The 26677-nt window shown below is 50.2% G+C and carries 26 protein-coding genes; 14 read left to right on the forward strand and 12 right to left on the reverse strand.

Annotated features, from left to right (window positions below; genetic code table 11):
- Positions 1–39 precede the first annotated feature (39 nt).
- Together KDW_RS26880 and KDW_RS26885 are read left to right on the forward strand one after the other, a co-directional pair.
- Positions 40–411 (forward strand): VOC family protein, encoded by a 372-nt coding sequence (locus tag KDW_RS26880; RefSeq protein WP_151758993.1) that lies wholly within the window; start codon positions 40–42, stop codon positions 409–411.
- Positions 412–606: 195 nt separating this feature from the next.
- On the forward strand, positions 607–1428 hold the full coding sequence (locus KDW_RS26885) for an alpha/beta hydrolase (protein ID WP_151758994.1): 822 nt from the start codon (positions 607–609) through the stop codon (positions 1426–1428).
- 360 nt (positions 1429–1788) lie between these two features.
- On the opposite strand, the gene KDW_RS26890 is transcribed toward KDW_RS26885, so the two are convergent.
- Both KDW_RS26890 and KDW_RS26895 read right to left on the reverse strand, forming a co-directional pair.
- A complete protein-coding gene (locus KDW_RS26890) occupies positions 1789–2130 on the reverse strand; it encodes a hypothetical protein (protein ID WP_151758995.1) in 342 nt (113 codons plus the stop codon).
- 108 nt (positions 2131–2238) lie between these two features.
- On the reverse strand, positions 2239–3144 hold the full coding sequence (locus tag KDW_RS26895) for a pentapeptide repeat-containing protein (RefSeq protein ID WP_151758996.1): 906 nt from the start codon (positions 3142–3144) through the stop codon (positions 2239–2241).
- 177 nt (positions 3145–3321) lie between these two features.
- Between KDW_RS26895 and KDW_RS26900 the strand changes: the two genes are divergently transcribed.
- Positions 3322–4155, forward strand: a complete 834-nt coding sequence (locus KDW_RS26900) for an LLM class flavin-dependent oxidoreductase (protein WP_151758997.1) — start codon at positions 3322–3324, stop codon at positions 4153–4155.
- 17 nt (positions 4156–4172) lie between these two features.
- Here KDW_RS26900 and KDW_RS26905 read toward each other — a convergent pair whose 3' ends face one another.
- Both KDW_RS26905 and KDW_RS26910 read right to left on the reverse strand, forming a co-directional pair.
- Positions 4173–4706, reverse strand: coding sequence for a GNAT family N-acetyltransferase (locus KDW_RS26905; RefSeq protein ID WP_151758998.1), 534 nt, complete (start codon positions 4704–4706; stop codon positions 4173–4175).
- A 150-nt stretch (positions 4707–4856) separates the two neighbouring features.
- Positions 4857–5225 (reverse strand): SaoD/DsrE family protein, encoded by a 369-nt coding sequence (locus KDW_RS26910; protein ID WP_151758999.1) that lies wholly within the window; start codon positions 5223–5225, stop codon positions 4857–4859.
- A 636-nt stretch (positions 5226–5861) separates the two neighbouring features.
- On the opposite strand from KDW_RS26910, the gene KDW_RS26915 reads away from it, so the two are divergent.
- A complete protein-coding gene (locus KDW_RS26915; RefSeq protein ID WP_151759000.1) occupies positions 5862–6230 on the forward strand; it encodes an HU family DNA-binding protein in 369 nt (122 codons plus the stop codon).
- 84 nt (positions 6231–6314) lie between these two features.
- Positions 6315–7214, forward strand: a complete 900-nt coding sequence (locus KDW_RS26920; protein ID WP_151759001.1) for an alpha/beta hydrolase — start codon at positions 6315–6317, stop codon at positions 7212–7214.
- Here the strand turns inward: KDW_RS26920 and KDW_RS26925 are convergent.
- Both KDW_RS26925 and KDW_RS26930 read right to left on the reverse strand, forming a co-directional pair.
- Positions 7132–7941 carry a hypothetical protein gene (locus KDW_RS26925; protein WP_151759002.1) on the reverse strand — a complete coding sequence of 270 codons (810 nt, stop codon included), beginning with the start codon at positions 7939–7941 and terminating at the stop codon, positions 7132–7134. The two genes, KDW_RS26920 and KDW_RS26925, sit on opposite strands and share 83 nt — an antisense overlap.
- A 385-nt stretch (positions 7942–8326) precedes the next feature.
- The gene (locus tag KDW_RS26930) at positions 8327–9025 is read right to left on the reverse strand and encodes a tetratricopeptide repeat protein (RefSeq protein ID WP_162005648.1); all 699 of its coding nucleotides are present in this window, start codon (positions 9023–9025) and stop codon (positions 8327–8329) included.
- A gap of 947 nt (positions 9026–9972) precedes the next feature.
- Between KDW_RS26930 and KDW_RS26935 the strand changes: the two genes are divergently transcribed.
- The 3 genes from KDW_RS26935 (at position 9973) to KDW_RS26945 (ending at position 13073) form a co-directional block, all read left to right on the forward strand.
- Positions 9973–10365: a DUF485 domain-containing protein gene (locus KDW_RS26935; RefSeq protein WP_151759004.1), complete on the forward strand. Its 393-nt coding sequence runs from the start codon at positions 9973–9975 to the stop codon at positions 10363–10365.
- Positions 10362–11984, forward strand: coding sequence for a solute symporter family protein (locus KDW_RS26940; RefSeq protein WP_151759005.1), 1623 nt, complete (start codon positions 10362–10364; stop codon positions 11982–11984). Before KDW_RS26935 ends, KDW_RS26940 begins: the two co-directional genes overlap by 4 nt.
- Positions 11985–12335: 351 nt before the next feature.
- A complete protein-coding gene (locus tag KDW_RS26945; RefSeq protein WP_151759006.1) occupies positions 12336–13073 on the forward strand; it encodes a class I SAM-dependent methyltransferase in 738 nt (245 codons plus the stop codon).
- A gap of 77 nt (positions 13074–13150) precedes the next feature.
- Here the strand turns inward: KDW_RS26945 and KDW_RS26950 are convergent, their stop codons facing one another.
- On the reverse strand, positions 13151–15886 hold the full coding sequence (locus KDW_RS26950; protein WP_151759007.1) for a PEP/pyruvate-binding domain-containing protein: 2736 nt from the start codon (positions 15884–15886) through the stop codon (positions 13151–13153).
- Positions 15887–15904: 18 nt separating this feature from the next.
- A complete protein-coding gene (locus KDW_RS26955; protein WP_151759008.1) occupies positions 15905–16333 on the reverse strand; it encodes a MarR family winged helix-turn-helix transcriptional regulator in 429 nt (142 codons plus the stop codon).
- 232 nt (positions 16334–16565) lie between these two features.
- Between KDW_RS26955 and KDW_RS26960 the strand changes: the two genes are divergently transcribed.
- Complete coding sequence (locus KDW_RS26960) at positions 16566–17081, forward strand: GNAT family N-acetyltransferase (protein WP_151759009.1); 516 nt, start codon at positions 16566–16568, stop codon at positions 17079–17081.
- Between the two features lie 51 nt (positions 17082–17132).
- On the opposite strand, the gene KDW_RS26965 is transcribed toward KDW_RS26960, so the two are convergent.
- The 4 genes from KDW_RS26965 to KDW_RS26980 are packed head-to-tail and all read right to left on the reverse strand — an operon-like array spanning position 17133 to position 21677.
- The gene (locus tag KDW_RS26965; RefSeq protein ID WP_151759010.1) at positions 17133–17972 is read right to left on the reverse strand and encodes a sugar phosphate isomerase/epimerase family protein; all 840 of its coding nucleotides are present in this window, start codon (positions 17970–17972) and stop codon (positions 17133–17135) included.
- Positions 17969–19027: a Gfo/Idh/MocA family protein gene (locus tag KDW_RS26970; RefSeq protein WP_151759011.1), complete on the reverse strand. Its 1059-nt coding sequence runs from the start codon at positions 19025–19027 to the stop codon at positions 17969–17971. Before KDW_RS26970 ends, KDW_RS26965 begins: the two co-directional genes overlap by 4 nt.
- 46 nt (positions 19028–19073) lie before the next feature.
- Positions 19074–20855, reverse strand: coding sequence for a hypothetical protein (locus tag KDW_RS26975; RefSeq protein ID WP_151759012.1), 1782 nt, complete (start codon positions 20853–20855; stop codon positions 19074–19076).
- Between the two features lie 21 nt (positions 20856–20876).
- The gene (locus KDW_RS26980) at positions 20877–21677 is read right to left on the reverse strand and encodes a sugar phosphate isomerase/epimerase family protein (protein WP_151759013.1); all 801 of its coding nucleotides are present in this window, start codon (positions 21675–21677) and stop codon (positions 20877–20879) included.
- A 409-nt stretch (positions 21678–22086) separates the two neighbouring features.
- On the opposite strand from KDW_RS26980, the gene KDW_RS26985 reads away from it, so the two are divergent.
- From KDW_RS26985 to KDW_RS27005, 5 genes are all read left to right on the forward strand, one after another.
- The gene (locus tag KDW_RS26985) at positions 22087–22905 is read left to right on the forward strand and encodes a helix-turn-helix domain-containing protein (RefSeq protein WP_151759014.1); all 819 of its coding nucleotides are present in this window, start codon (positions 22087–22089) and stop codon (positions 22903–22905) included.
- Between the two features lie 140 nt (positions 22906–23045).
- Positions 23046–24275: an ISAs1 family transposase gene (locus KDW_RS26990; protein WP_162005649.1), complete on the forward strand. Its 1230-nt coding sequence runs from the start codon at positions 23046–23048 to the stop codon at positions 24273–24275.
- Positions 24276–24814: 539 nt separating this feature from the next.
- A complete protein-coding gene (locus KDW_RS26995) occupies positions 24815–25774 on the forward strand; it encodes a carbohydrate ABC transporter permease (RefSeq protein WP_162005650.1) in 960 nt (319 codons plus the stop codon).
- Positions 25771–26406 (forward strand): carbohydrate ABC transporter permease, encoded by a 636-nt coding sequence (locus tag KDW_RS27000; protein WP_151759017.1) that lies wholly within the window; start codon positions 25771–25773, stop codon positions 26404–26406. The genes KDW_RS26995 and KDW_RS27000 overlap by 4 nt, the downstream gene beginning before the upstream one ends.
- Positions 26385–26669: an ABC transporter permease family protein gene (locus tag KDW_RS27005; protein ID WP_151759018.1), complete on the forward strand. Its 285-nt coding sequence runs from the start codon at positions 26385–26387 to the stop codon at positions 26667–26669. Before KDW_RS27000 ends, KDW_RS27005 begins: the two co-directional genes overlap by 22 nt.
- Positions 26670–26677 lie beyond the last annotated feature (8 nt).

The following is a 26677-nucleotide window of genomic DNA, read 5'->3' on the forward strand; positions in this document are numbered from 1 at the left end:
ACAGATATGTGTTATTGATCAGTGAAAGGAAACACTCTCATGGCCCTTAATCTGTATATGCTTGGACTGGTTTCCCCGAACATGGAGAAGTCGCTGGAGTTCTATCGAAGGCTTGGACTGGCTATTCCCGAGGGCAGCGATGGACAAAAGCATGTTGAAGTTAAGATGAAAGGTGAGATTACATTCTTCTTGAACGCCCCTGAACCGGCCACTGTAGGAGAAAGTTCTCGCGTCATCCTGGAATTCTACTTGCAAGATCGCGCCGAAGTTGATGCGAAATATCAGATGATGGTTGAGTATGGTTACGAGAGCTATCGTGCCCCCTTTATAGCCTCTCCCATTGGCATGTACTTTGCCATGATCAATGATCCTGATGGCAACACCATTCTACTTTCTGCTGACGCCAGATAAACAAGTTTGCCACCTTTCGCACTTTTACACCGAGCTTGACAACTTTTTTGCCGTTATGGTATGCTCTCTTTAAGCAATTATGCAAATATTTGCATAATTGCTTAAAGAGCTGATGGTGTTAGCAACCACCATCGATACAATTTAGCGAGGCATGGAGGCAAATGTCTCTAAAAGGTAAAAAGGAGTAACCAGTCAATGGTTGATCTACGCGAAATGAGTCGGATGCGTGTGGTCTACACGTTGCCAGGCATGGAAGCTGTGAATGTGCGCAAGGACCTGATCTACAAGACAAGTGATGGGGCAGATCTGAAGATGGATATCTATTATCCAGAAGATCTTCAGAGCCAGTCCTGCTATCCCGCAGTGATTCTGGTCCATGGAGATGGACCGGCGGAACTGCTGCGGGACGCCAAAGAGCATGGGGCTTTTGTTTCTCTGGGGCAGTTGCTGGCGAGGATGGGAGTGATCGCAATTACCTTTAACCACCGTGTAACTGATGGTTGGAAAAGGCTTGAAGAGACTGCCAGCGATGTTGATGATCTGATGCAGTATGTCTGTGAGCAGTCTGAGTCTTTACAGGTGAAGAAAGATGCTCTTTGTATGTGGACTTTCTCGGCTGGAGCACCTTTCGGGCTACGTACAGCTTTGAGGAATGCGCCTGCACATATACGTGCTCTTGTTGCCTACTATGGGTTGCTTGACCTGCAATCTCTCCGTTCCATCGTGCCAGCCACGACCACTGATGCAACGTTGCGAGAATTCTCGGCCATCAGTTATCTGGAAAAAGATGTACAAAGCATCCCACCACTTTTTATCGTGCGTGCAGGATTGGACCGGCCCGATCTCAATAGCATCCTGGACACCTTTGTCGCTCAAGCCTTCAAACAAAACGCCTCAATTACCGCTGTAAACCATGGCACCGGACACCATGGTTTCGACTTCCTGGATGACAATGAACGTTCACGTGAGATCATCAGACAAACTCTCGATTTCATTAACGCGCGTCTGAAACTTTAAATGCCTAAATAGACAAGGGTATGGGTTTCATCTCATGACCGATGTCAAATACAAAACCCTCCATGCCAGCGGCAACGAACCGGGGAGTGAAACCTGATTGTTGCAGGGCTATGTGGGCGCTTTGCCTATCCATAGTGTTTTTGCCTTTCATCAGCGCAATAGTAGATACATTTTCTGGCTCGTTCTTCAGTATCATGGAAACCTTGTGCCTATCTGGAGACACGAAGAGCTATATCCATCTAGTTCGGATGCTTCGGCACCCATTATTTTGAGTTTTTTTGGGTGCCATTGCCATATGGTGTTCCGCTATTGATCGCTGATCATGGCAAGATGTTGCCCCAATTGAGAACGATCCTTGCCTCAACGTTTTGAGGCTACGAACTCCATAGCTTCTTTTGCCAGAGATAACCATTCTTCTATGGAAGTTGTTGCTATAATAACCCACTCTTTCATGAACTGACTATTCTTTCTGGGGTCAAATGGTTCTCCGTTTCCCGAGGCGATGAGCGCGTCTACTCGGGATCGGGGAAGTTTGACAACGAGCTTGTCTCTAACAAGCATGGCAAAGATTTTCTGTCGAACTTTCAGTTCAGATGAGCCGAATTTCTTTCCACCCGAGGGTGGGGTTACCTCTGGCAGATCGAGGAAATTTTCGACCAGTGTAGCAAAACGCTCTTCTGGTGTCGTCGGTAGTTGACTCATGAAAGGTGCGCCTCCTCTGCTCAATATATTGCTACATTTATCTATAGTGTTTGTTGTGCTATCAATAAAATGATCCAGGTGACCTCTCACTTGATCAGGACAAAACGTTTACCAGTGCGCTGGACGAGTGAGCGATGATGGGAACTTTGTGCTGGTATCGCCCTTTGCAGCATCCAGTTGAGATTGGATGAGAAAGATACTTCCGGTGAGATTGGCGCCTTTGATGTTGGCATCTCTGAAGTCAGCTCCAATCAGATCGGCCATTTGCAGGTTGGCATCCCTGAGGTCAGCTCCAATCAGACATGCTCCTCGCAGGTTGGCACCTTTAAGATTGGCGCCTCTGAGTTTAGCCCCGATGAGGTCCGCGCCCCTATAGTCTTTTTTCTTGTGCTGGACTTCAGCGCGGACGAGTTCGCTGGCGCGCAATAGCAGTGCATTAATGGTCTGGCGATGGGCAGCCACGTCGAGTGCCAGGAGAACATCCGGACTTTGATGGGTGAGGTGTTCGGTTTCCTGCAGTGCGAGCTTGAGCTTGTCGTGGATTGAGTGGGTTGCTAGTAGTGCTAGAGCTTCAGTCAGATACCAGAGCAACTCATGGAGGTCCCGCATAATCGGGAATATCGCAAACATTTGCTTTGAGGTATTTTTGCCCTGCCGCCAGTCCTGTCCATGGAAAGTAACCTGGGAGATTTTTTGTCCGGCGCCGAAGCAATCATAAACGGTACAACCGCGAAAGCCCTGTTGTCTGAGGCGTGTATGAATGCCGCAGCGAAAGTCTGCCTGCAGATTGGGACAGGCCTGTCCAGCATTTTTGTTGATCGCAAAGTCTACCGAGGCCGAGAAGGCTGGCACGTGACAGCACAACGCGAAGCAATGTGCACAGTTAGCGCGCAGGCTGGCGTGATCACCTTTTGAAATCGGACCTGTCTGTTCGAGCTTTTCAGCTACTATGTGTGGTTCCGTGTCTTCAGAATCAGAAGGCGTAGCGTTGGAAACTGGTAGTGATCGTGCCATTAGCAACTTTTTTCTTTCTATGTGTGACGAGGCGCACTATTGGTAACTCACGACATCATAGTGGCTGGGGATGGAATTGTCAAACGAAAAGGTAAGCGAATATGACAGAAGGTGACGTGAAGAGGTGAGTATACTGCTCTTACAATGAAGTAACTATGATTTTGAGAGGAGTGTCCGATGCAGTATGGTTTTATCATCCCACGTGGTAATGTTCACGAGATTTTGGAGTTAACACAGGAGGCGGAAGAGGCAGGGTGGGATGGCGTGTTTTACTGGGATGGCATTAATATTGAAGTTGTGGGTGAGATGTATGATCCCTGGGCGGTACTGGCGGCGATGGCAGTACGAACCAACCGTGTGCGTATTGGTGCTATGCTGACACCTCCATCACGCCGGAGACCCTGGAAACTGGCGCGTGAGACGGTAACGGTAGATCACCTGTCGCATGGACGCCTGGTTGTTCCTGTTGGTCTGGGGGCGTTAGATGATGGTGGCTTTGGTAAAGTGGGTGAGGTCACCGAGCGCAAAGAGCGTGCTCAATTAATGGATGAGAGCCTGGATATCCTGACCGGACTCTGGAGCGGACAGCCTTTTAGCTATCATGGTCAGCACTATCAACTCGAAGAAATGACCTTCCTGCCGCCACCAGCCCAGCAGCCGCGTATTCCAATCTGGGTGGTTGGTGCCTGGCCAGCTCAGAAATCTATGCAGCGTGTTCTCAAATATGACGGTCTCTTGCCCACCGCAGCCGCTCCTGGTGAACATGGCAATTTAAAGCCAGATGATATTCGAGCCATGCGCGCATATATCGAGCAGAACCGCACCAGCACGACCCCTTTTGATATCATCTGGGAAGGTGAGACTCCAGGCGATAATCGCGCACAGGCTGCAGAGATTGTTAAACCATATATCGACTCAGGAATTACCTGGTGGATGGAATCACGCTGGCTCACTCCGGATCTGGATGTTATTCGTACCCGTATTCGACAGGGACCTCCTCGTATCGTTTAGGAATGACCTGAACTGGTTTAATCAAGAAGCTTATAAAAGAAGACCGTACTATCGAGCGTTCCGTTGGCGTTACGGGCATAGGCAGGGATGGTACCGGCTTCCTGGTAACCGGCCGTGTGGTAGAGCTGTTCGGCGGCATCACCCTGGCGGGTGTCGAGGATGAGGAGGGTGCGCTTCTCATCGCGTGCAATCTGTTCAATCGCCTGTAGCAGCGCACGGCCGATGCCGCGCCGACGCTGACTGTGTAGCACAAAGAGCTTTTGTACTTCGGCCCGATGAAGGGCATTTGGTTTAGTCGCCAATCCCAATTGGATCGAGCCAATGAGTTGTCCCTCATCCCGGGCAATGAGCAGGACACAGCTATGCCGGGCTATGTCCTGGAATACACTGGTCCAGTAGTTGTGAGCCTCTTCAGTATTTAAGGGAGGCAGAAAGCCAATCGAAGCCCCATGGGCAACGGTATCCTGTAACAGATGGATTAATGCAGGCAGGATACTCTGTTCTTGATCAGGATCAACTTTGGAGATAGTAAAAGATGGTGTATCGGGCATAGAATAATCATGTTCTTTCCGCTAATTTATATTGTTGTTGCGATTGCCATATGCTCAAGCCGCCAGTCTTTGCTCTAAAGTGAGAAAAGGCTGGCGGCTTGAGCATATGGCAATCGAGCGCAAGGCTCGAACCTACGCATGAAGGGTGAATTACAGCGTGATGACTTGATCGGGAGGATTGCCTTCGAGGGCCGCATAGAGATCCGGGAAGCAGCCGACACGGACACCTTCAACCGTATCGACAGGATCATAGGTACCCGCCTCATTTGGGGTAGCCAGACCACGCTCACAGGCGCATTGATCGCAGAGCATGAGCAGCATACCGCGCTCCCGAGCTATGGCGCTGAGCCGTTCGCCCAGAGGATCACCTTTGCGCAAAGCGAACGTATTATCATCAAAAAAGAACATGCCAACGACTTCGGCCCCATGGCGATGCTCTTCAAGCTGTGGAAGGATCATTTTGCCCAGTTTATAACTGACAGTATGTCCTGTAGAGCTAAAAATGTATGCAACTTTCACGTTGTAACCCTTTCTTCTTGTCGTGATATCTGGAAGGCACTATTTCTGGTGGGTTGCCAGGTACCTCCTGAAAGACGAATGGCAATAACCAATCAGATAACTGTCCTGTTCTTGACTCTGCGTCTTGCGTACCCACGTGCTTTTTTAGAGCATGTTTGCGCGAGCAAGCTACTGACCATACTAAGAGTAGCACATTGTACGCAGCATATGCCATATTTGTCGTTTTAATCGAAGCGTTTTTGTTTCCAACATATGTCACCGGATGGTTTTTCAAAAGGCATAATCAGGAAATATGAGGAATAGCATATCTCCCGACAAAGAGGTCTGGTGTTTTTGGCTGACCACTTAGCGGAGAACAAAAAAAGCCCTTAACGAAAAAGACCTTTAGCATTTGGTAACACTCTGTATAGTGAAAGTGATAGACAACACTGTGCTATTCAATCAGATGAGTTGCCGAGCAACTTGCGAAACAAGCGGCATTGCTGATTGCTTTTACGGACCTGCCAATGCGCAAGGTTCCTGTACTGTTTGAGGCAGGAAGCCTTCAATAACATTCACAATGCTACAAGCGCATTGAGTTATGAGCAGAGGCACTATTTTTCTCTGCAAAACCATTTGTGAGGAGTGACAATTATTATGAAATCCAGTTCACCAGATAAAGAACACATTGTAGTTGGTAAAGATGAGTTAATCCATCAGATTGCTGCCAAAGCTGGCATGAATCTGAAAGAAACGAATAAAGTCATCGACGCATTTACTGAGGTTGTCCGTGAGGGTGTAGCTAAAGGCTATGAGGTTCGTTTAATGGGTTTTGGAACCTGGAACCTGCGTGATGTTGCCCCCCGTCGTGTCAAATCCATTCGTGGTGGCGATCAGATTACGATTCCCGCCCGCAAGCGTGTTGGTTTCTCTGTTGGCGCAGTCCTCTCCCAGGCTGCTCTAGATGCCATGCCAGGCCGAGCCAACAAAAAGCCCGACGTACAACGCCACGGGACAGGCCGTTAAAATAGTTTGAAGCATTCCCTTCTATCATGCTATCCTGAAAAGGAAAGAAGTCCTGTACGATGGCATGATAGGAGGCATATTGCTATGCAAACTCAGAACTCACCCTTTTTACTCGGGCCAGAAGACGCATCCAAAGCTTGTCTGCTCATTCATGGCTTTAGTGGTTCGCCTGTAGAGATGTTTGGACTAGGAAAAATATTGGCGGCACAGGGCATGCGTGTCTATGGAATAGTGCTTGCCGGCCACAGTGGCGATCCAGAAGAGTTAATCAAGCATGGGCGTAAACAATGGATTGCATCAGCCGAGGCCGGGTTGATGCGACTGGCTCATTATCCACAGGTTTTTGTGATAGGCCTTTCTATGGGTGGTGTTCTGGCACTCTTATTAGGCATTAAACATCCGACCAGGGTTTCTGGTGTGGTAACACTCTCGACACCAACCAGTTTCTATGATCGCTGGCAAGCTCGGGCGATCCCATTTTTGCGTTATGTGATGAAATGGTATTATCCGCTTGAGCGCCTGGATTTTAACGATCCTGACGTGCAGGCTGAAATGATGCAACAGGCACGCTTGCGCGACCCCAATGCAACTATTGATTTCTCCGATCCACAAGCCATTGCCACCATTAAAAAGATGGTACGATTACCTATACCCGCGCTGGCCGAACTTTTTCTGTTGACTGATCACAGTCGACGGCAACTTAAGCGTCTTACCACTCCCCTGTTGATTATCCAGAGTCGTAAAGATCAGACTGTCAATCCGCGCAGTGCTGACGAGCTTTATCGTCGGACGCGTGCCGCCTCTCCCAAAACTCTCCACTGGCTGCAAAAATCTGATCATCTGATCATTGCTGGCCCCGAACGAGAAGAAGTGTTTGCGCATATCAGCGATTTTATCAAGGCTACAACCCCGACTGACGCAACGCCTGCGCGATCGCAGTCTGTTCATCTGGTCGGACCAGACGAAAATCCTGTTGATCATTGAGATACACCAGGCGTTGTTGCTGGTAGATCACTATCATATCCAGCTTATGGTCCTTGTTGAGATCCACAAAGCGTAACTCAACTGGCACCAGTTCGTCGTTGGTATGGTAGAGTTCAGGTCCAACAAAGCTTCTGGCTTTTGCTGCATCGCCAGCAGGTAACTCGATGACCTCAATACGTTGATGCAGGTTAATGGCTATAAAATGGCTAGGGGTGCCGGTCTGATCATTGTTGTGTCCAACCCTGGCATCGACCTGGAACGTACGGGGACGACCATAGTGCAGATCATCGAGCCAGACCGAAAACCAACCACCGACTGCACTCAACATCATCCACAATAGCAGGGTAGCAGTCATTCCAAGTAAGAGATAGAGCCAGAACGAGCGCTCTGAGCGTAAGTGGTGCGCTTTTTGTGGTACGAACACTCTGTGTACCCGTGTTACCTGCTTCGGGCGTAACTCCCCATAGGAGATGCGAGGCGTGGGTGTTTTCGCCACCTGATGATCCAGTCCGGAAGCAGCCTTCCGATCTTCTTGTCGCCACTCAGCAACCATCGTGCCCATTTTTGTTACCTCGCCAGATGGCCGAGAGGCACGTGGAACAGAAGACGGAAAAAGATTCGCGCTGGCGTCTGAATTATTTGATGCTGACATCGCTGTATCTTCAATTGGGCGGTGGCGCAAGATACTTCTTGGTGCAATCTTATCGGTAGATTCCAGAATTGGCATCGCGTGTTTTCCCTTCTCGCTTACAAACTGCCGTTCCAGCTAGCGTCCTGCGAAGAAAAGCACTCCAGGCAAGCAAGTATTCTTGCTTCCTGTTATAGAACCTGAGTTCTAATTTGGTCATTTGTTCTATTTTAGCTGAACAAAATAATCCTGTCAATCCACTAGACCAAAAGGAGAAAAAAGTCAGGCCGCCACCTGGTACAAAGCAATTCTATAAAAGACGAGGTATACACCACACCACATACAAGAGCACTATTAGCTGATACACATATTCTAGCTGTAAATATGGCAAATTGCAAGTTCTGGATATGCATGAGCCAGTGTAACAGTAAAAGGAGAGCACCACATCCAAATCCCTGGAGATGTGGTACTCGCTAGCCAGACATTATTTTTGTTCCGCAACGTGTCGATATTGAACTTGCAATGAACGGGTAAGTGGATGGTTGGCTCCCAATGACTCTTTACAAATTTTCAAACCGCGGCGGTAGTATGAACGAGCCAGCACATATTTGTTTTGCCGGGCGTAAACATATGCTATGCGAATATATAAAGTAGTCAGGGTGGTATCATTTGTGTCCATAATTGGCTCCAAAAGCTCTAGTGTACGCAAGCAGAGAGGTTCAGCCTGCTCATATTTTCCCTGGCCAATTAAGACACCGGCCAGATTACTCAGACTACGCACTGTAGCAGGATGTTCCTTGCCCAGCGCCTGTTCTTGAATCTTTAAAGCTCGTCGATAAAGCATCTCTGCACGTGCATACTGATCTTTATGAGCGGCTACTACAGCCAGATTATTCAAATTATTGGCGACATCAGGACTCAATGGGCCCACTTCTTGCTCTAAAATTGGGACAACCTTCAGGTAGAGTGTTTCTGCCTCATCAAATTCACCGAGTTGAATAGAGATGAAGGCAAGCTTACTCATGCTCAATGCTGTGGCTTCATGAAATTCTCCCATTACGCGCTGACGGCAGAGCAGCGCACGCTTCGCGAACGGTTTGGCATCAGCAAACATGCCGCGTTTCACATACAGATCCGCCATACTATCCAGGCTGGCAACGGTATCTGAATTTTCCTCTTCCATAACCAACTCCTCCGCTACATTCACAAGAAACATGGATTTTGATGCTTCGATTCCGGGCAATCGATAGAATGGATTTTGCTTTTTCTTTTTGCATACATCAATAGAAGCAACAAGATTATACGCCTTTTGTTGCAGCTGGTCTAGCCTATAGCTCTATAAGTTTGACGTTATTGTTTTTATTTTTACAGACATCTATAGCATTAATCTACACAAGAAATAGCTTACATATAGAATATGATAAGCAGTTGGAATGGGCCATCAAACAAAGACAGGCCAGATTTTTTCAGTGAATCTAGTTGGAATTGTTGGCCTGGAGTGGTTTCATCAATTCTAAAAATAAGCCATTTAGATTAGCCTGTGGGGCTACCTGACTGACTATTTTGAAATAAGCGAAAGAGTTGATTACTGTCTTTATAATGGATCTTTACAGAGAAAATACTGCCTGTTGAATAGCGTATCTGAGTGCTGTGGAGTAAGCAGTGAAAATATGAGAGATACACTTTTTTTGAATAGAGGACATGTAGATTGATTTAGATAAAATAATGGATGTTGTGAAGAGGACATATAAAGTCCTTTCAGCTGGTTGCGGGATGATTAATGGTATAGTTACATTTTTTCTAGAATCTCAAATGTAAGCAGAAGAGAGGACAGCACAAAAAGTAGTACCTCAACGGATAATGTTGAGTAGACATAGAGCGACTCTTACTCGATCCTCTCTGCCTCACTGGTTAATATGATCTCCTCTTATTCCTGGTTTTTTATGATCTCAACTGCTCTAAAGCCGGTTCAGGTCCTTGAGTTTTGCGGAAGGATATGTTAACTTCTTTAGTATATCCTGTTATTTTCGTCTGCTATATAGACAAAATATACGTAGATACTTTTTCTTGCCTCATTGTACTCTTCTCTTTCTTAGTGCGTTGATTTCTACTCACTGGAGGTTATCTGCTATGGCTGATGCTACCTCTCCTCAAGATGGGGGAAAATCCATTCCGGCTCGCAACACTGAAGTTGTTGATGATCAGCACACTGCTCTCCGTGACTGGCAGGCTATCGAGCGTGATAGTGAGTTCCGCGAGCTTGTTCGCACCAAACGCAACCTGATTATTCCCGCCACCATTTTTTTTCTGCTCTACTATTTTGTTTTTTTGATTGTGGTTGGATATATGCCTGACGTGGCTAATGCCAGCGTGTTTGGCAATATCAATGTGGCCTATTTGTTTGCACTCTCGCAATTTTTCATGGCCTGGATTTTGATGGGGATCTATGTCTGGCGTGCCGGTACGTTTGATCGGCTGGTAGAGCGCATTGTGGCGCGCGTACGAGGGGGAAATAAAGAATGACCTCAAAAGAACTGCAAACGCTGCTGATGTTTGGCGTCATTGTGCTGATTACGCTGGGTATCACCCTCTGGGCTTCCCGGCGTACGCGTACCACGACTGACTTTTATGCCGCCGGTCGCAAAATTAGTGGTGCCCAGAACGGTCTGGCAGTGGCAGGCGATTATATGTCTGCCGCATCATTCCTGGGTATTGCTGGCCTGATTGCCTTCTTTGGGTACGATGGCTTCATGTACTCGGTTGGCTTTCTGGTCGCCTACCTGACGGTTCTGTTTCTGGTAGCCGAGCCATTGCGGAACATTGGTAAATTTACCATGGCAGACGTCCTCTCCTTCAGATTGCGCAATCGTTCGGTACGGACCGTCGCCGCGATATCAACGCTGATTGTCACACTGATCTATATGATTGCGCAGATGGTCGGGGCTGGATCCCTGGTAAGTTTGCTGGTGCCGAGCCTGGATTATAACTGGGCGATCATTATCGTCGGCCTGCTGATGATCTTTTATGTCATCTTCGGTGGTATGCTGGCTACTACCTGGGTACAGATCGTTAAAGCGGTACTACTCATGGGTGGTACGTTGATCCTCTCGATTCTGGTATTGAGTCATTACGGTTTCTCGCTGGGCAACTTCTTTGACGCTATTCATGGGGTTGTTGGAAAATATTGTACCGGTGGTGGCACACTCAAGGATGGAGCATGTAGTAGTGGAACCCTGGTTTCCCAGAGCTATCTTACTCCAGGCCTGCGTTACCATGGCACCTATGGCCAGCTAGACCTGATCTCACTTGGATTGGCTTTAGTCTTAGGAACCGCTGGTTTGCCCCATATCCTGATGCGCTTCTACACCGTACCAACGGCTCGCACGGCTCGCTCCTCGGTTGTCTGGGCGACAGCAATCATTGGCGTCTTTTATATCCTGACCACCTTTTTGGGGTTTGGGGCTGCCACCCTGGTTGGTAAAGCCCATATCGCCAACCAGAATCTGGCAGCACCATTGCTGGCTGAAGCCGTCGGTGGAACCCTCTTCCTGGCCTTTATCGCTGCTGTCGCTTTTGCCACGATTCTTGCTGTGGTCGCAGGACTTACTATTGCTGGCTCATCAGCCTTTGCGCATGATATCTGGCTCAATGTGGTCAAACGCGGCCGCGAAGACGAGCGCGAGCAGGTACTGGTAGCGAAAATTACCGCAGGCATCATCGGCGTCATCTCGATCTTCCTGGCCATTGCGCTACACTATAGCAACGTGGCTTTCCTGGTTGGACTCGCCTTTGCCGTAGCGGCCAGCGCTAACGTCCCATCAATCATCCTCTCGATCTTCTGGCGGCGCTTCACAACTGCCGGAATGATCTCAAGTATGCTTGTGGGTCTCATCTCATCGGTGATCCTGATCATGGTCAGCCCGGCCATCATGGCAGTTGATCCGCCAGGAACCGCCGCCGCGGCCGCCCATTTAATCCAGGCCAAAGCCCTTTTCCCACTCGAGAATCCCGGCCTGGTTGCCATCCCACTCAGCTTTGCCGTTGCTATCGTTGTTTCTCTGGTCACCAGAGACGAAGCGGCCGTTGAAACCTTTAGTGAAACCAATGTCCGTGCCAACCTCGGCATCGACGCCGAGGTCTAGGCTGTTTTTTGCTGGATACCAGTATGCAAAGGCGCGTACTGGCATCCTTTTTCTGTAGAGTATCTTTTAGAGGTAGAGAATATGCCCACTAATTATGTGAGCGATGCTGATATTTGTTCCATGACCTGTTAGCACCATTCATCTTTTTTTGCATAATCGAGAGCTGAATGATAGAGAAAACGAAACCGGCGATATTTACTCATCCTCTTGATATGAATAGTATAGATCATACGATATATTTTGTTGTAGTATTTTGTGGTTGTTGGATGGATGTTAATGAACTTATCATGGGGGGTATGCGTAGTTCATAATAAATAAAGTTGTTGATAAAGAAAAAGGAGCAAGGTTGCTATGAAGCCGAAGCCGAGTCACCTGGGATTAAAATATGCGGAGCAGTTTCAGGATCGGAGTATTGTGGATGTCTATCATCATCGTCCTGTGTATGCGGATGAAGCTATCAAAAAGCTGGCGGAACTTGTGACGGATGAGCCACGATCTGTATTGGATGTAGGTTGTGGGACTGGTGACCTGGCGCGGCGTCTGATTAATGAGGTGGAGCGAGTGGATGCAGTGGATTTTTCGCAGGCCATGCTTGAAAAGGGCAGGTCGCTCCCAAATGGAGACCATCCCGGCCTGCACTGGCTATATGGACGAGTCGAAGATGTATCATTGCAACCGCCATATGCATTGATCACCGCCGGCGAGAGCCTGCATTGGATGGAGTGGGATATTGTCTGTCCACTATTTGAGCGCCTGCTCACGCCTCATGGCTATCTGGCCATTGCGGGCAGAAGTAGCGAGAAAAATCCCTGGGATGAAAAACTGCTTACACTCATTAATGAATTTTCCACCAATAAAGAATACAGGAGCTACGATCTTATCGACGAACTGGAGCAGCGGCACCTCTTTGAAGTCCGTGGCAGTTTTGTAGCAGCGCCTGTTTCTTATATTCAAAGCGAAGAAGCCTATATTCAATCCTATCACTCGCGCAACGGCTTATCGCGTGAGCGCATGGGGAAGAGGCGGCCAGGCGCTTCGACGAGGGCGTCAGGGAGCTTATTGAGCCCTATGCTCAGGATGGGCAACTGACGCTCTCGATCGTAAGCAGCATGGTGTGGGGCAAGCCAGGTTTTTTTAAATAAACCTGTATATCAGCGTATCATTCGTTATAGAGTTGGCGTTTCGTTGATGGTGATGATGCCGGTGGAGCCATTGATGGTGACGTGCTGGCCTGTGGTGATGCGTTCTGTGGCTCCTGCGACTCCGACGACGGCTGGAATACCGTACTCGCGCGCAACGACGGAGCCATGGGACATTGCACCGCCCATCTCCATGATCAGGCCGCTGGCAGTGAGAAAGAGCGGGGTCCAGCCAGGATCAGTAGAGGGCGCGACCAGGATTTCTCCAGGTTCCAGATGGGCACCGATTGGATCCAGGATGACGCGTGCCTTTGCGGTTACGTGTCCGCTTGATGCTGGCGTGCCTTGTAATGTGTCATCACTGGTGCGGGCGGTTGGAGTTGCCATGGTTGGCTCGGTACCGTCCGAGAGCAAAAAGCGTGGCACGTGTTTACGTTTCTGTTCGTAGGTATAGCTGGCACGACGTTCCTGTACAAGTGGGCGCAGATCTTTGCCAGACAAGCCAGCGCGTGCCTCAGGAATGGTCACGAAAAAGATATCCTTAGCCTGTGTTAAGCGTCCAGCCTTAGCCAGTTCCTTTCCCACTGGCCAGAGCAACTTCCGTCCCTGTGTCATAAGCAGGACAAGCAGATATTTCGGCATTTCACGCACGCCAGACAACTCACGGATCCGCTTCAAGTAGAAACTGACCAGTTTGCCGCGCAGCCAGCCTTTGCGTCGTGCCCGGCGGATTAACTCAAGCCGCATTGCCTCCGCTTCCTGTTGGCCACGCTTAAATTGTACATCAGGAGCCAGTTCAGCGTTGGTGAGTTGGAGATAATTGGCGAGTGCGCCCAGAATATGGGTAGGATCCTCAGACCAATGTGGAAGTCCTAGATCGATCTCTGCTACACCTCGATGACCATAGTTTTGCAGGAACTCCTCCAGGGCCTGTTGAAATACTGGAGGGAGTATGCCCTGATGGTATTCTGCTGCTAGCTGTGCCGGAGGAGTGTCACGGACCTTACTGGTCAGCAGGGGATCCTTTTGTAGTTGTTGCGCCAGCTTCCAGAGTGCCATATCCATGGTGGTGGTTGGATTATAGGGCAGGCCGCGCAGCAAGACCTGGACTTCATCGGGTGTCGCGAGGCGCTTGAGGAGTCTGGAGGCCAGTACTTGAGCACCGATTCCGGCAAAGGCGACCGGAAAAACGGTGCGGATCACCCGGATACCATCAGTCAGTAGCAGTTTCTCCACGGCGGTTAGATATTCCTCGGATGTGGCGGCGTGAAATGATGTGCTTTGTTGCCGCAACTGCGCTTCTAGTCTGGCAATGCGTTGCCGTGCCGCCGCTGGACGCCAGATGGCACGCGCAGCCAGCAGGGGGATTTTTGTCTGTATGACTATCTGGAGAAACCTGAGCAGCGCATGTCCACGCGAGTAGCGGCTCGGAGTCAGTCGTTGATCAGTAATCAAGTTTTGCAAGATTACTGAGCCGCGTGTCTCCATCCCCTTTAAAACCAGGATGATGAGTTTACGACCAAGCGTATTGCGTATAATTGGTGTGACATCGATAAAGAGGCGTTGACCCATATCAACCAGGACCGGGAGACCCGCCAGGGGATCCTGTGGTGGTTGGCCTAGAATAAAGGTGGCGGCAGTGGCGCTGAACAGGCGGAAAGCTTGTATACCCATAGGGGTAAACGGTCCATAGACGCCCTGTGCCACACTCAGCGAAAAATACACTCGCAGGTCATCATCCGTGCCTGGCGCATTGGCGGGCAATGGATACAAGGTTGTAATTGGACGGGTTTGTGTGATCCAGATCTGCTCGGAAGCATCCAGCGCCCACTCGATGTCCTGAGGTAGAGCATAATGAGCTTCGATTTGTGCCCCTAACTTTGCCAGTTTGCATATTTGCTCATCAGTAAGACAGGGTGTTTCGCTATTTCCGACTCCTTCGATATGTTCAGTACCGCCGTCCGGACTGGGCTGGATGGCGAAACGTTTATCTCCCAGGTGACGCTCAACGATCTCGCCGAGCAGCGTATTGACGACAAAATGATCGGGATTAACCTGTCCAGAGACGACCGCCTCGCCCAGACCAGGATTGGCATCGATCACCGCCTGCTGCCGTTTGCCGGTTAATGGATTGGCAGTAAAAAGCACCCCGGCGACCGAGGACGCGATCTGGCATTGTACGACAACAGATAACTGGACCGTGCTCTGGTCAAGCACCAGACTCTGGCGATAACTAACGGCGCGATCTGTCCACAATGAGGCCCAGCAGCGTCTGACTGCATCCGGTACCGCTTCAATACCAACGATATTCAAATAGGTATCCTGTTGACCCGCAAAGCTGGCGGATGGGAGATCTTCAGCAGTGGCTGAAGAGCGTACAGCGACCGGGATTGGTGCTCCATCTCCTAGCGTGTGATAGGCCTCACGAATAGCCTCTGTGATCGCTGCAGGTACATCCGCAGCTAACAAAAGAGTGCGAGCGGCCGTTGCTAACTCTGCCAGCCTGACACTGTCGCTGTCAGGGGTGTGGGCCAGTTCAGCCAGAATAGTGTCCAGCCCGGCAGCCCGGGCTACTAATGTATAAGCCATAGTTGTCACGCAAAATCCTGGCGGGACCGCGAAGCCAGCGCGGGTCAATTCACCCAGGTTGGCTCCTTTGCCACCTACCAGAGGGAGTGAAGCATGATCAAGGGCGGAAAAAGGTAGGATGAATGCCTCGCTTTGCCGCTGAGAATGAGTATTGACCTGTTGTTGATCTTGCATAATACACCTGCTGTTTTATCAATCGTGATGTTCATCAGATTGTTTCATTTGACTTGCTTTGGCTAGTAGTGCCATTGCATGCGCGACCTCGGCCTGTTCCTGTGGCGAAAGCTGTTCGATCAACGTCCATTGTCTTTCTGAGCGCTTGTGTTCGATTTGGTCGATCAAACCACGGCCAGCGGACGTAACCTTCAGACGTTTCGCACGCCGATCGTTTTCATCCTCATATCTATCCACCAGGCCCCGTTCGACCAGTTGATCCAGTAAACGGCTCGTAGCGGAGACCGAGCGCCGTAAGAGTTCGGCCAGCCGTTTGACCGTCAACTCGCCCTCTTCTTCCAGGAGTAGCAGTGTTGCCATCTGTGGCAGGGTAAAATCAAAGTCTCCAAACGAGTTTAAGACATTGAACAGGAAATCCCGCATGGTTCCGCGCCGGAACTGGCTCATACTGTGAATAAATAGCTGGCGATCTCCGTTACTGATAGTTGTATCCTCCGAATAGTTGCATAGACAATATAATTGCAATATTGCAATTATATTGTGCACGCAACTATTTTGTCAATGTTTTACAAGAGTTGATTGAGTTTGGATGCTATTATGGAGGGTACCGTAACAGCGTTTTTGTAGCTGTTAAAATCATTACATTTAAATAGCGTTTATCAAGAAAGGTAATGTATGAATGGCTTTACTAACACTACCCTCAGAAAATTACAGAGATAGTTACCTTGAGGCTCTTGGCGAATTGCAAGCCGAGGGTCGACAGCAGAATATTTCCCGGGAACAGATAGCTACCCATTTCTCTAGTTTTGTGCAACGCTTGCATGATCAGGCAGACATTGCCAGGATCGAGCCGGGACAAATTCCCTTTTCAGAATTCTGGCTGGTTGATGGAAATGACTATCTTGGCACGTTTATTTTACGCCATAAATTAGATGAGTTCCTGTTGCAAAAAGGCGGGCATATTGGATATGTCATTCGCCCATCGCGCAGAAAGCAAGGCAATGGAAAGCTTATCCTCAACTATGGGTTAGAAAAGGCGAAAGCTCGTGGTCTGGAGCGTGTACTTTTGACTTGCGATGAGGAAAATAGGAGCTCCAGGGCCATTATTGAAGTTAATGGAGGTGTATTGGAGAATATTATTCAGATCGAGAGATGGCCTGTGCCGATATGTCGCTACTGGATTCAATTGGTATGAACGGAATAGATAACTGTGGAGCAGCGGTAATGACCCGCTGCTCCAGAAAATTTAAGCGTAAGACCAGTCCATGTCGCGGAGCAGGGTCTGGAGGGCCTGCGAGGCACGGCGGAACAGGTCGGGGCCGCTGAAGCCTTGATATTGACCAGCGGCGGCCAGATGGGGTTCGAGGGCAATGTAGCCGTTGTAGCCATCGCTGCGCAGGCGTTGCAGGATGGCAGGCCAGTTAGATTCGCCTTCGCCGGCGACGGCCATAGAACTGTCGGCGCGTACATCTTTGACATGGACGTATTCAAGCCAGGGCTTCGTTGCTTCGTAGGCGTCGGGATAGGGTCGCTGGTCGCATTGCAGGTAGTTTGCAGGATCCAGTACCGAGCGGAAGTGCACGTCGTTGATGTTTTTGAGCAGGTCCACATTGCGGGCGATTGTGTCGCCATAGATGTCCTTCTCATTTTCGTGGATCAACTGGACATCCGCCTCCCGGGCACGACGTGTCATCTCTCGCAGATTGCTGATGACCTGCTCGCGATAACTGGCAGGATCGCTGGTTCCGGACCCGGCTTTAGTGGGTGGATAGAACGAGAAGATGCGGATATAGCGCGTATCCAGGGCTCTGGCCACCGTAATGGAGCGGTCGAAGCGCGCCAGATGCTCCTCGAAAGAGCTATCGATGGGCACTTTACCAATGGGTGAACCGATGGCGGCCACGACGATTCCGGCATCTGTCAGGGTGCGCTTGATAGTCTGGACCTGTTGATCAGAGAGATCCAACACGTTGATCTTATCAACCGAACGCAGATCGATAGCGTGGATATTCTCGCTTTGCAGGACCGCGATCTGTTCATGCAGATCGGGTGAGATTTCGTCGGCGAATGCTGAGAGACGGATCATGAAAGTTTTACCTCCCTGCCAGTGCGGGCAGATTCATAGATGCCAAGGATAATTTCGACTGGATGGCGGGCGGCCTGTCCATCTACCAGTGGGGTGCCGTTCTGCTGGATGGCCCGAATCATATCTTCGATCTGAGCGGCGTGTGTGGTTGCCTGCAGAGCGGCTGGATCGCTGGCGGTGGCGGCCTTTTCAGCTTTTGGTGTTTCAGACTTTTTGACTCCGCCACCATAAGGGCCTACCTCTTCAGAGTCCTGACTGGCCAGGTGTAAATAACCAAGGCGATCATCTTCGATGACGGCCGAGCCCTTGTCACCGCAGACCTCAATGCGCGTGGTCACGCCGGGATAAGCGCCGGTGGTAGCCGCGATAGTACCCAGAGCGCCATTGGCGAAGCGCAGGACCGCCACGGCTACATCCTCGGTCTCCATCGTATGTACCAGTGTATCGGTATAGGCATGAATGCTCTTGACTGGTCCCATCAACCATTGCAGAATATCAATCGAGTGGATCGACTGATTCATCAGGATGCCACCGCCATCCAATTCCCTGGTGCCACGCCAGGCTCCACTATCATAATATTTTTGTGAACGCCACCAGGGAATGACCGCGTTGCCCAGCACCAGGCGGCCCAGCGCTTTTTCCTTAATCAATTGATGAACCTGTTGCGAGGCCTCATCAAAGCGGTGTTGGCTGATCACAGCCAGTTTCTTGCCCGTCTCCTGCTGTACACGCAGGATCTCTTCGATGCGATCGTGACGGATCTCCATCGGCTTTTCAATAATCACGTTGCTACCAGCACGCATAATCTGGCAGGCATGCTCACCATGCATTCCGCTGGGCGTACAGACATCAACCACATCCAGTTCCTCAGCCGCCAGCATCTCTTGTAAACTGGTATAGGATTTGACGTGAAATTTATCGGCCAGTTTCTGCGCTTTTTCCAGTACGACATCGGCTACCGCTACCAGTTCAGCCTTTTCAAGACTTTGAATGGCTTCCGCATGGGTGGGTCCGATCACGCCGCAGCCTACGATGCCAAAGCGTAGTTTCTCCATGATATATATCTCTCCTTGATCAATGTTGGATTATAAGCAGATAGAATTATAAAGAGTCCAGATAGTACACCAGACGCTCGTTGGCCTGGGCGATTGGGCCATCAATTACCAGCAAGAAGCAGGCCCGGCCCTGTCCGATCATCGCCTGCCAGGTACTGACTGCCTGGGCACGCAGGAAATTATCGCTATACGTACCAGCCAGGATGGGTTCGTGTTCACGGAACAGGATACGCAGGCTGACCAGATCTGGTGGACCATCCATCTCGCTCTGCTCGGTTGAATGATAATCAGCAGGAGCCTCACGTAGTTTGAGTGGGACGCCCAGGCGCTCGTTCGCCAGTGGATAGAGTCGTTGCGCCACCGCTGCCTTTAGTTCCTGGGGAGCTTCGCCATTAATAGTGAAATCCAGATACGCAGGCTGCCGCCTCCGTAGCGTACTCGTCACCGCCGATACGATATTCTCCTGTTGTGAAACCTCCGCAGGCGCATAGAGCGTCAGACCCTCAGCTGTAAACGTTGCTGACCAATCCTGAAGCACTTGCAAAGGATCTGGCAGGTCGCGTAACTTACGAGCACCGGCTTTATAGTTCTCGACCGCAGGCTGGCCTGAAAAGGTAATATCATGGAGATAGCCATAGAGTGCCATCGTCAGTTGCCAGCCCAGGAAGCAGGTTGTCAATGCCGTTAACCGCTCGACTGGATCACTGGCTGCCAGATAGGGTTGATATAATGTAAAGAATGGTAGATCGTGGGTAGCCTCGGTGATCATGTCAGTCGAGAGGTGAACACGTAGCAGCCCCTGCGTACTGAAATCGGGGGCCTGCGGATTCAAATCCTGATCCCGGAAAATCACTACACCCTTGTTATCTTTGCCCAGACTCTCCTCCATCAACTGCTCAATCCAGATTATCAGTGAGTTCCAGTGCTCCGGAGCATCAAAGAGCAGGCGACAGGTAGCGGCGTTACTGGCTGTAGAGAGCGCGGCGGCCAGTTGGACAAACGGATGTTGCGCAGGCTGACTCGCGGCCAGTTCCAGATTGTAGGCTTGCCAGGCCTGACTCAAGACATGGCGCAACTGGCCAGGATGATTGGAGTGCCGCGTAAGATAGAGGGCAGCCGGTAGCAGAAAGACGCGAGTTGCCGGAGCACTCATGCGGCCACCAGTGCCACTCCCACCATCCAGCTGGAGCGGTCGGCTGGGAGCATGCTGCTCACGGGCAAAACGATCCAGATAGGAATCGGGCAGCGTCATGACCAGCAAATGTTCCGCGGGTGAGAGGCCTGCTTGCTCTAACAATTGAGTAAACCAGGCCAGATGGGTGATCGGCTCCTCAGAGGTCATCCCCATTGCCACCCCGACCATCATCGTATCCTGCAATAGATGCTGGAGTTGCTCAGGAGCAAAGGTGTTTCCATCACCAAACTCCAGACCTTTCGCCTCGGCGAGCTGGCGTACAATCGCGTTCAGGGCTGCTGGATCAGTACTATCCAGGGGATAAATGTTGATGCCGGCATCGGGTGTTGCTGTGCAGAAACCAAGTTGTTTCAGGACACGCACCGTAATAATCGAGCCACCCATACCAGCCCAGATAATATGGCGGATACCCTGTTGCCATAACGCCTGCGCCTCGTCCTCGACCGTTTCCAGTCCAGTGGGATCCGCTAGCAAGCGCGCGACTCCCTCGACCCAATCCAGCTTCAGTGTGCCATTTTCGCTCCCGAGTTCCGCCATCTTGCCCGCGCTACGGCGCAAGAAGCCAGCTGCATCCTCTGCAACTAGCTGCTCAAGCGCCGCCGAATGGTGTATCGTCGTCTGCCCATCTGTCATCGCAAAAACCTCTTCTTGTTTTTATACTGCCTGTTTACTACTCTCAGTCCACTGAGTACGTAGTGTAGCCAGGGCTGGACCAGCCTCGGCAGCCAGGTATTTCCAGTTGCACTCGATCGAGATGCGCTGATCATAGCCAGCCTGATGTAAGGCAGCCAGATAGGCGCGAAAATCCTCACCAAAGCGACCAGGGGCCGCGCGTTCCTGCTTCTCGGCCACATGGACATGTGCCAGTAGCGAGCCATAGGGGAGGATCGACTGCGGTTCCTCACCATTGCAAGCCATATGATAGAGGTCTGCTAACAGGCGTGCCCCGGACTGTTCAATGCCTGAGACCATCGCTCCACCCTCAGCGACCGTATTAAAGACGTTGGATTCCTCATAGCGCAATGGCTCAAGTACAATCTGAACCCCATGTTGACGTGCCTGGTTACTCCAACTGGCCAGATGATCTGCCAGCTGCCTGGTCGCAGCAGCCTTATCTATATCAGCAGGACAGGCTCGAGCCGGCCCACTACCAAAGACAAAGATACGGATCCCAGCCTGTTCCGCCCGCTGCAATGCGGTGCGCATATATTTTTCCAGCCGAGCTCTATCCACTTGCTGGCTCGGAGATTCTACCAGCGTCAGCTGTGAAGGAAGCAACGAATTTGCCGCCTCAATCGGAAAGGCAAACTGGCGCGCCGAGCGCAATTGTTCCTCAAACTCTTGCTGTGAACGCTCAGGTATCAGAAAACGCTGAACGCTTTCCTCTAGATAGTCATAGGAATGATTACGGAGCTGTGGAATATGCTGAAAAGATGTGCAGATACCAAACTTCATTGTCGTTTCCTCTTTATCTACTAACAACGAACGCGTTACAAAACGCCCAGACGTTCGCTCCTGTTATATAGAAAGTTTGTCAAAGTGTCCATTCACCCTGCGCCATAAAAATAGCATATCACACATAATTGTTTGCTAGTTGGCAAAGTTAATGATCACCAGTTGGGCGACGCCTTACTTTCTGTAATCGGCAGCTCTCCTATATCCAGGCATCGTTTGTCGTCAGTCGGGCAAGGATAGTGCTGGCAGATGGCCTGGGTAGCGCGTTTATAGCTACTCTTAGCTGGAGCATAAAGTACGTTGCTGGAACTGAATATGTGTTATATATACATAAGTATATGTATTATTTGTCTCTATTTTTCAGCACAGTAATCGTTTACTTTTTTGGGGATATGATCAGGAGGATGCAATGAGGTCAAATAATGAAGAGGCACGGTTGCTCTGGCCTGTAGAGGTAACAGTTGGTGATGTGGTGTATCCACCGGGGAGTAGCCTGGGTCCACGTATTCAACCATGGTTGCAATTTGTTTTTGTGTATACTGGTCAGATTACATTGCAGCTAGATGAGTACGTATATTGTATTCCAGCGAATAGTGCTTTTGTGCTTTACCCGGGTCATCAGGAGTATTTTGTGTTTGCTGATGATTGTGAGACCGTGCATAGCTGGGTGCATCTGGATTTTGTGAAGCCTGATCATATGTTGATTGAGCGTTTACAGAAACTGACCTGGCCGCTTCCATTATCTCCAGCGATGCAACAACACATGCACGATGCACTTGTGCTCAAGGAAAGTACTTTTCCGACCGCTAGCGAGATCCTGAAAAGCCTGGGGATGCAGATCTGCTGGCGATATATTGGTGAGGGTGAACAACTGGCCAGCAAGAATGGTGGTCTGACGCATAGCGCTGTTGAGCAGGCAGTGCAGTATATTTATGAGCATATTGCCGAGCCACTCACTTTAAGCAAGGTTGCCGACGTTGTTGCTATCAGTCCTGCCCATTTGATTCGACTGTTTCAGGTGCAGTTGCAGAAAACGCCAATGGCCTATGTGTGGGAGCAGCGCATTGCTATGGGGATCAAATTACTAGAACAGACTGGCCTCCCTGTTGGCACAATAGCGGAGCGCTGCGGCTTTCAGTCCCGGTTTCACTTCTCCAGGCGTATCCATCAGGCTATTGGCTATACACCTCTGGAGATACGCCATCGTTCCTGGCGGATTGAGACATGAGTGTGAATTTTGTTGTCAGGCCATCTTACTCGTATGCTTGAATGTATACCCAGGGCTTTCCAATTCTCCTAGAGGAGGTGAAAAAAAAGAGATTTCCTTGTAGAATACAAAAAACTTCAAAACCACAAAGGAAATCTCATATGGATTATACTACCTTGGCGGTCAAGAGAGCATCCGTGACGAATGAAGAAAGCCTTCTGTTGCTCTCACTGTACGAAGCGTTCCAAGCCCTCCCAGACCCACGACGTGCTCAAGGAAGACGCTACGAACTCGCCTTGATCCTGTGTTTGTTGGTGCTGGCCAAATTGGCCGGGCAAAAGAGTTTGTGTGGAGCGACCGAATGGCTGCGTCATCGCAAGGTCACCCTTGCTGAGCGCTTTGGGTTACGCCGAAGCAGTCTGCCCTGTCAGATGACCTATTGCCATGTCTTAGCAGCCATTGACGCCAAGCGCCTTGACGAGATCCTGTCGGCATTTTTCCAGCGTTGGGAGGCTCAAACCCGATGTGGAGAGGAACCCAGTCGCTTGCTCACGCCCGAAGGCCACGCTGATCATCGGCACCTGGCAATTGATGGCAAAGCGCTTCGGGCCGCGAGCAAACAAGCTCATCCGATCCATCAACTCAGTTGTTATGAGGTGAGTACTGGCAGAGTTCTCTGGCATTGCGATGTGCGAGAAAAGCACAATGAAATCAGTGATCTCAAGCCACTATTGACCACCGAGACCGTGAAAGGACGTATTCTGAGCCTGGATGCTTTGCATACCCAACGAGCGTTTTGTGCGCAGACCAAGCGGCTTGAAGGGGACTATCTCCTCATTGCCAAAGACAATCAGCCAACGCTGAAAGAAGATATTGCTGATCTCTTCGAGGATCCTACTCCTGACCGTCGACGCTGGCAGGAAGCCGAAACGTGGGACAAAGGCCATGGGCGGCTGGAACATCGTCAGATTGTGTGCAGCCCAGACTTGAACGACTGGTTTGCCAAAGAGTGGCAAGGAATTGAGCAGGTCTTTCGCATCGAACGCACGACACGCTTTCTCAAAACAGGAGAGAGCCGCCATGAAGTCGTCTATGGGTTGAGTAGCCTTTCCTTACAAAAAGCGCCAGCCTCACAAATTTTAGCATTGATAAGAGAGCATTGGGCCATTGAAAATCGCTTACATTGGCGTCGCGACGTGACACTGGGAGAAGATGCATGCCAAACCCGAACGGGCCTTGTTCCCAGTCGCCTTGCTCAACTGAACAGTACCGTCTTAAGTTTGATGGATCGTGTCGGCGTGCGCAATGTTGCCCGACAGATGCGCTATTTCGATGCATCATATGACAAGGCTCTTGATCTCTTGCTTACTGGCTACTGTTCCGTTTTCTAGAATTGGAAAGCCCTGCGTGTGATGGCAGTGCTATCCAATTCTGGTTGCAAGCGGGGATGCAAGGGGCGGCCTGCCTCTTGCCGGAGCGCGAGGCGTCCTCGCATCTCCTCCCTCTTCTCCCGCCGAAGGCGGGACAAAAAGAGAATTGGAAAGCCCTGAATGTATACCACACCATATTGCTCAAACGACCAATATAAGGTAATATAGGGTGGCATGGGAGCGCGGTCACATAACTGGCGGCTCCTTTTCTGTGGTCATTTATGATTACTCTGCTTTGCCTGAATCATACATATGTGTATTTAACAGTAATTTTTCTGTATGATCATACAGGCTTAACTTGAGCTAACTAGACTAGTACATTGTCAAACTTCGTGTGATGGGTTGTGCGCCCGCTACGCGGGCGGGATGGGGGGAGATGCCGGGGGCACAGCCCCCGATCCCCCAGTCAAGGGGCTCGCCGCCCTTGCATCCCCGCCTCCCCATCAAATGATGTCTGACAGACTACCAGGGCATACCAGTTATAGGATGGAATGATGGCTTTGAAGCAGAATGTAAGTGTGCCAGGATACCAGACGAAGAAAATTAATCATTCGTGGGTCTGGCACCTGCGGCGTTGGACCTCAACAGGACAGGCCTACGTCTATCTCTTACCTGCCTTTATTGTTCTGGCCGTATTTTCGTATGGGCCGGCCGCCTTTGTCTTTTATATGAGTCTTTTTAAATGGAGCTTCCTGAACCAGGGAGTCCAACCATTTATTGGCCTGGCCAATTACGAGTATCTATTACATAGCGCCACCTTCTGGCATGCTTTGCAGACAACTGTACTGTATGTGATCATTTCGGTTCCCCTACAATTATTTCTCGCTTTGTTTCTGGCGCTGTGTTTGATGTCGGGTATTCGAGCCAAAGCCTTCTGGCGACTGTTGATTTTTATGCCATTTATCACACCTCTGGTTGCCACAACCGCGATCTGGTACTGGATGTTTGATAAATATCATGGTCTGTTCGATGGCTTGTTGAGGTTGCTACATCTACCCGCGATTGATTGGCTGGGTGACCCGCACTGGACCCTCTTTAGTATTATCCTCTACACCACCTGGAAATCAGCCGGTTTTAGCCTGGTGATCTTTCTGGCAGGCCTGGGGAATATCCCAACCGAGCTTAAAGAGGCAGCCCGGGTTGATGGAGCGGGAAGCTGGCATATTTTTCGCCATATCACCTGGCCAATGTTAATTCCGATCACTCTAGTCGTCATGTTATTGGGTACTATTGAAGCCTTCAAAATGTTTCAGCCAGCCTTTCTGCTGGTTGGTCCAGTGGGAGGCCCTGACAATTCCGCGAACACTTTGGGGTTATATCTTTTCTCAGAAGGTTTCTCTACGAATCCCCATGATGGACGTGGCGCGGCCATCTCGGTCATCTTATTTTTATTAGTCTTTATTGTTTCGATTGTGCAGTTCACTCTCTCCCGACGAGGAACGCAGGCGGTAGAAGCATGAAGACCAAAGAGGAGTTCCGCGTCATGGCGAGCAGACGCCGAAGAGCGCTCAGAAACCGACAAGGGAAGAGTTGGAGCTATTTGCATACTCAGACCGTGCTGCGTTATTTTTTCATCATTGTCGCAGCCGTCTTCGCCTTTTTCCCAATCTACTGGGTGGGAATCACATCGCTACTCACCACGCATAGTGCTGCCGATGTCGTCCCGCACTTCTGGCCGGACTGGGAATGGTCTAACTATAGCCGGGCCTGGGATCTGGCACCGTGGCTACAGTTCTTTTTGAACAGCATCTTTGTTGCCACCTGTACCGTTGCTCTGTCAGTGCTGACCTCGTTGCTGGCTGGATATGCCTTTGGCACCATGAAATTTCCCGGTCGCACCATCTTGTTTTTGCTGGCCCTCGGACTGATCATGATCCCTGGCGAAGCCACCTTGATCCCAAGCTATCTGATCGTCTCAAACCTGGGTTGGATTGACACCTACCAGGTGCAGATTATCCCATATGCCGTAAGTATCTCAGGCATCTTTCTAATCCGACAATTTTTTCTATCCCTGCCGCCATCCCTATGGGAAGCGGCCCAGCTAGACGGCTGCTCGCGCTTCGGTTTTCTGTGGCGCATCGCAGCCCTCTAGCCCGACCTGCCATTGCCGTTGTTGCCTTGCAGGTTTTTATTGGTAGTTGGAACTCCTTCCTCTGGCCCTATCTGGTGACCAGTTCGGACGCCCATCGCCCAATCGAAGTTGGTTTGCAAGCGTTTATGAGTGGAGAAGGTGGTACAGATCCAACCGGACTAGCTGCCGCCGCAACCTTTACAACGCTGCCAGTACTGATTGTCTTCTTACTGGCGCAACGACAATTTATCGAAGGAATATCAGCGGGCAGCACCAAAGGCTGATTGTTTAT

The organism is Dictyobacter vulcani (assembly GCF_008974265.1).
In the GTDB taxonomy this organism is placed as follows: Bacteria; Chloroflexota; Ktedonobacteria; order Ktedonobacterales; family Ktedonobacteraceae; genus Dictyobacter; species Dictyobacter vulcani.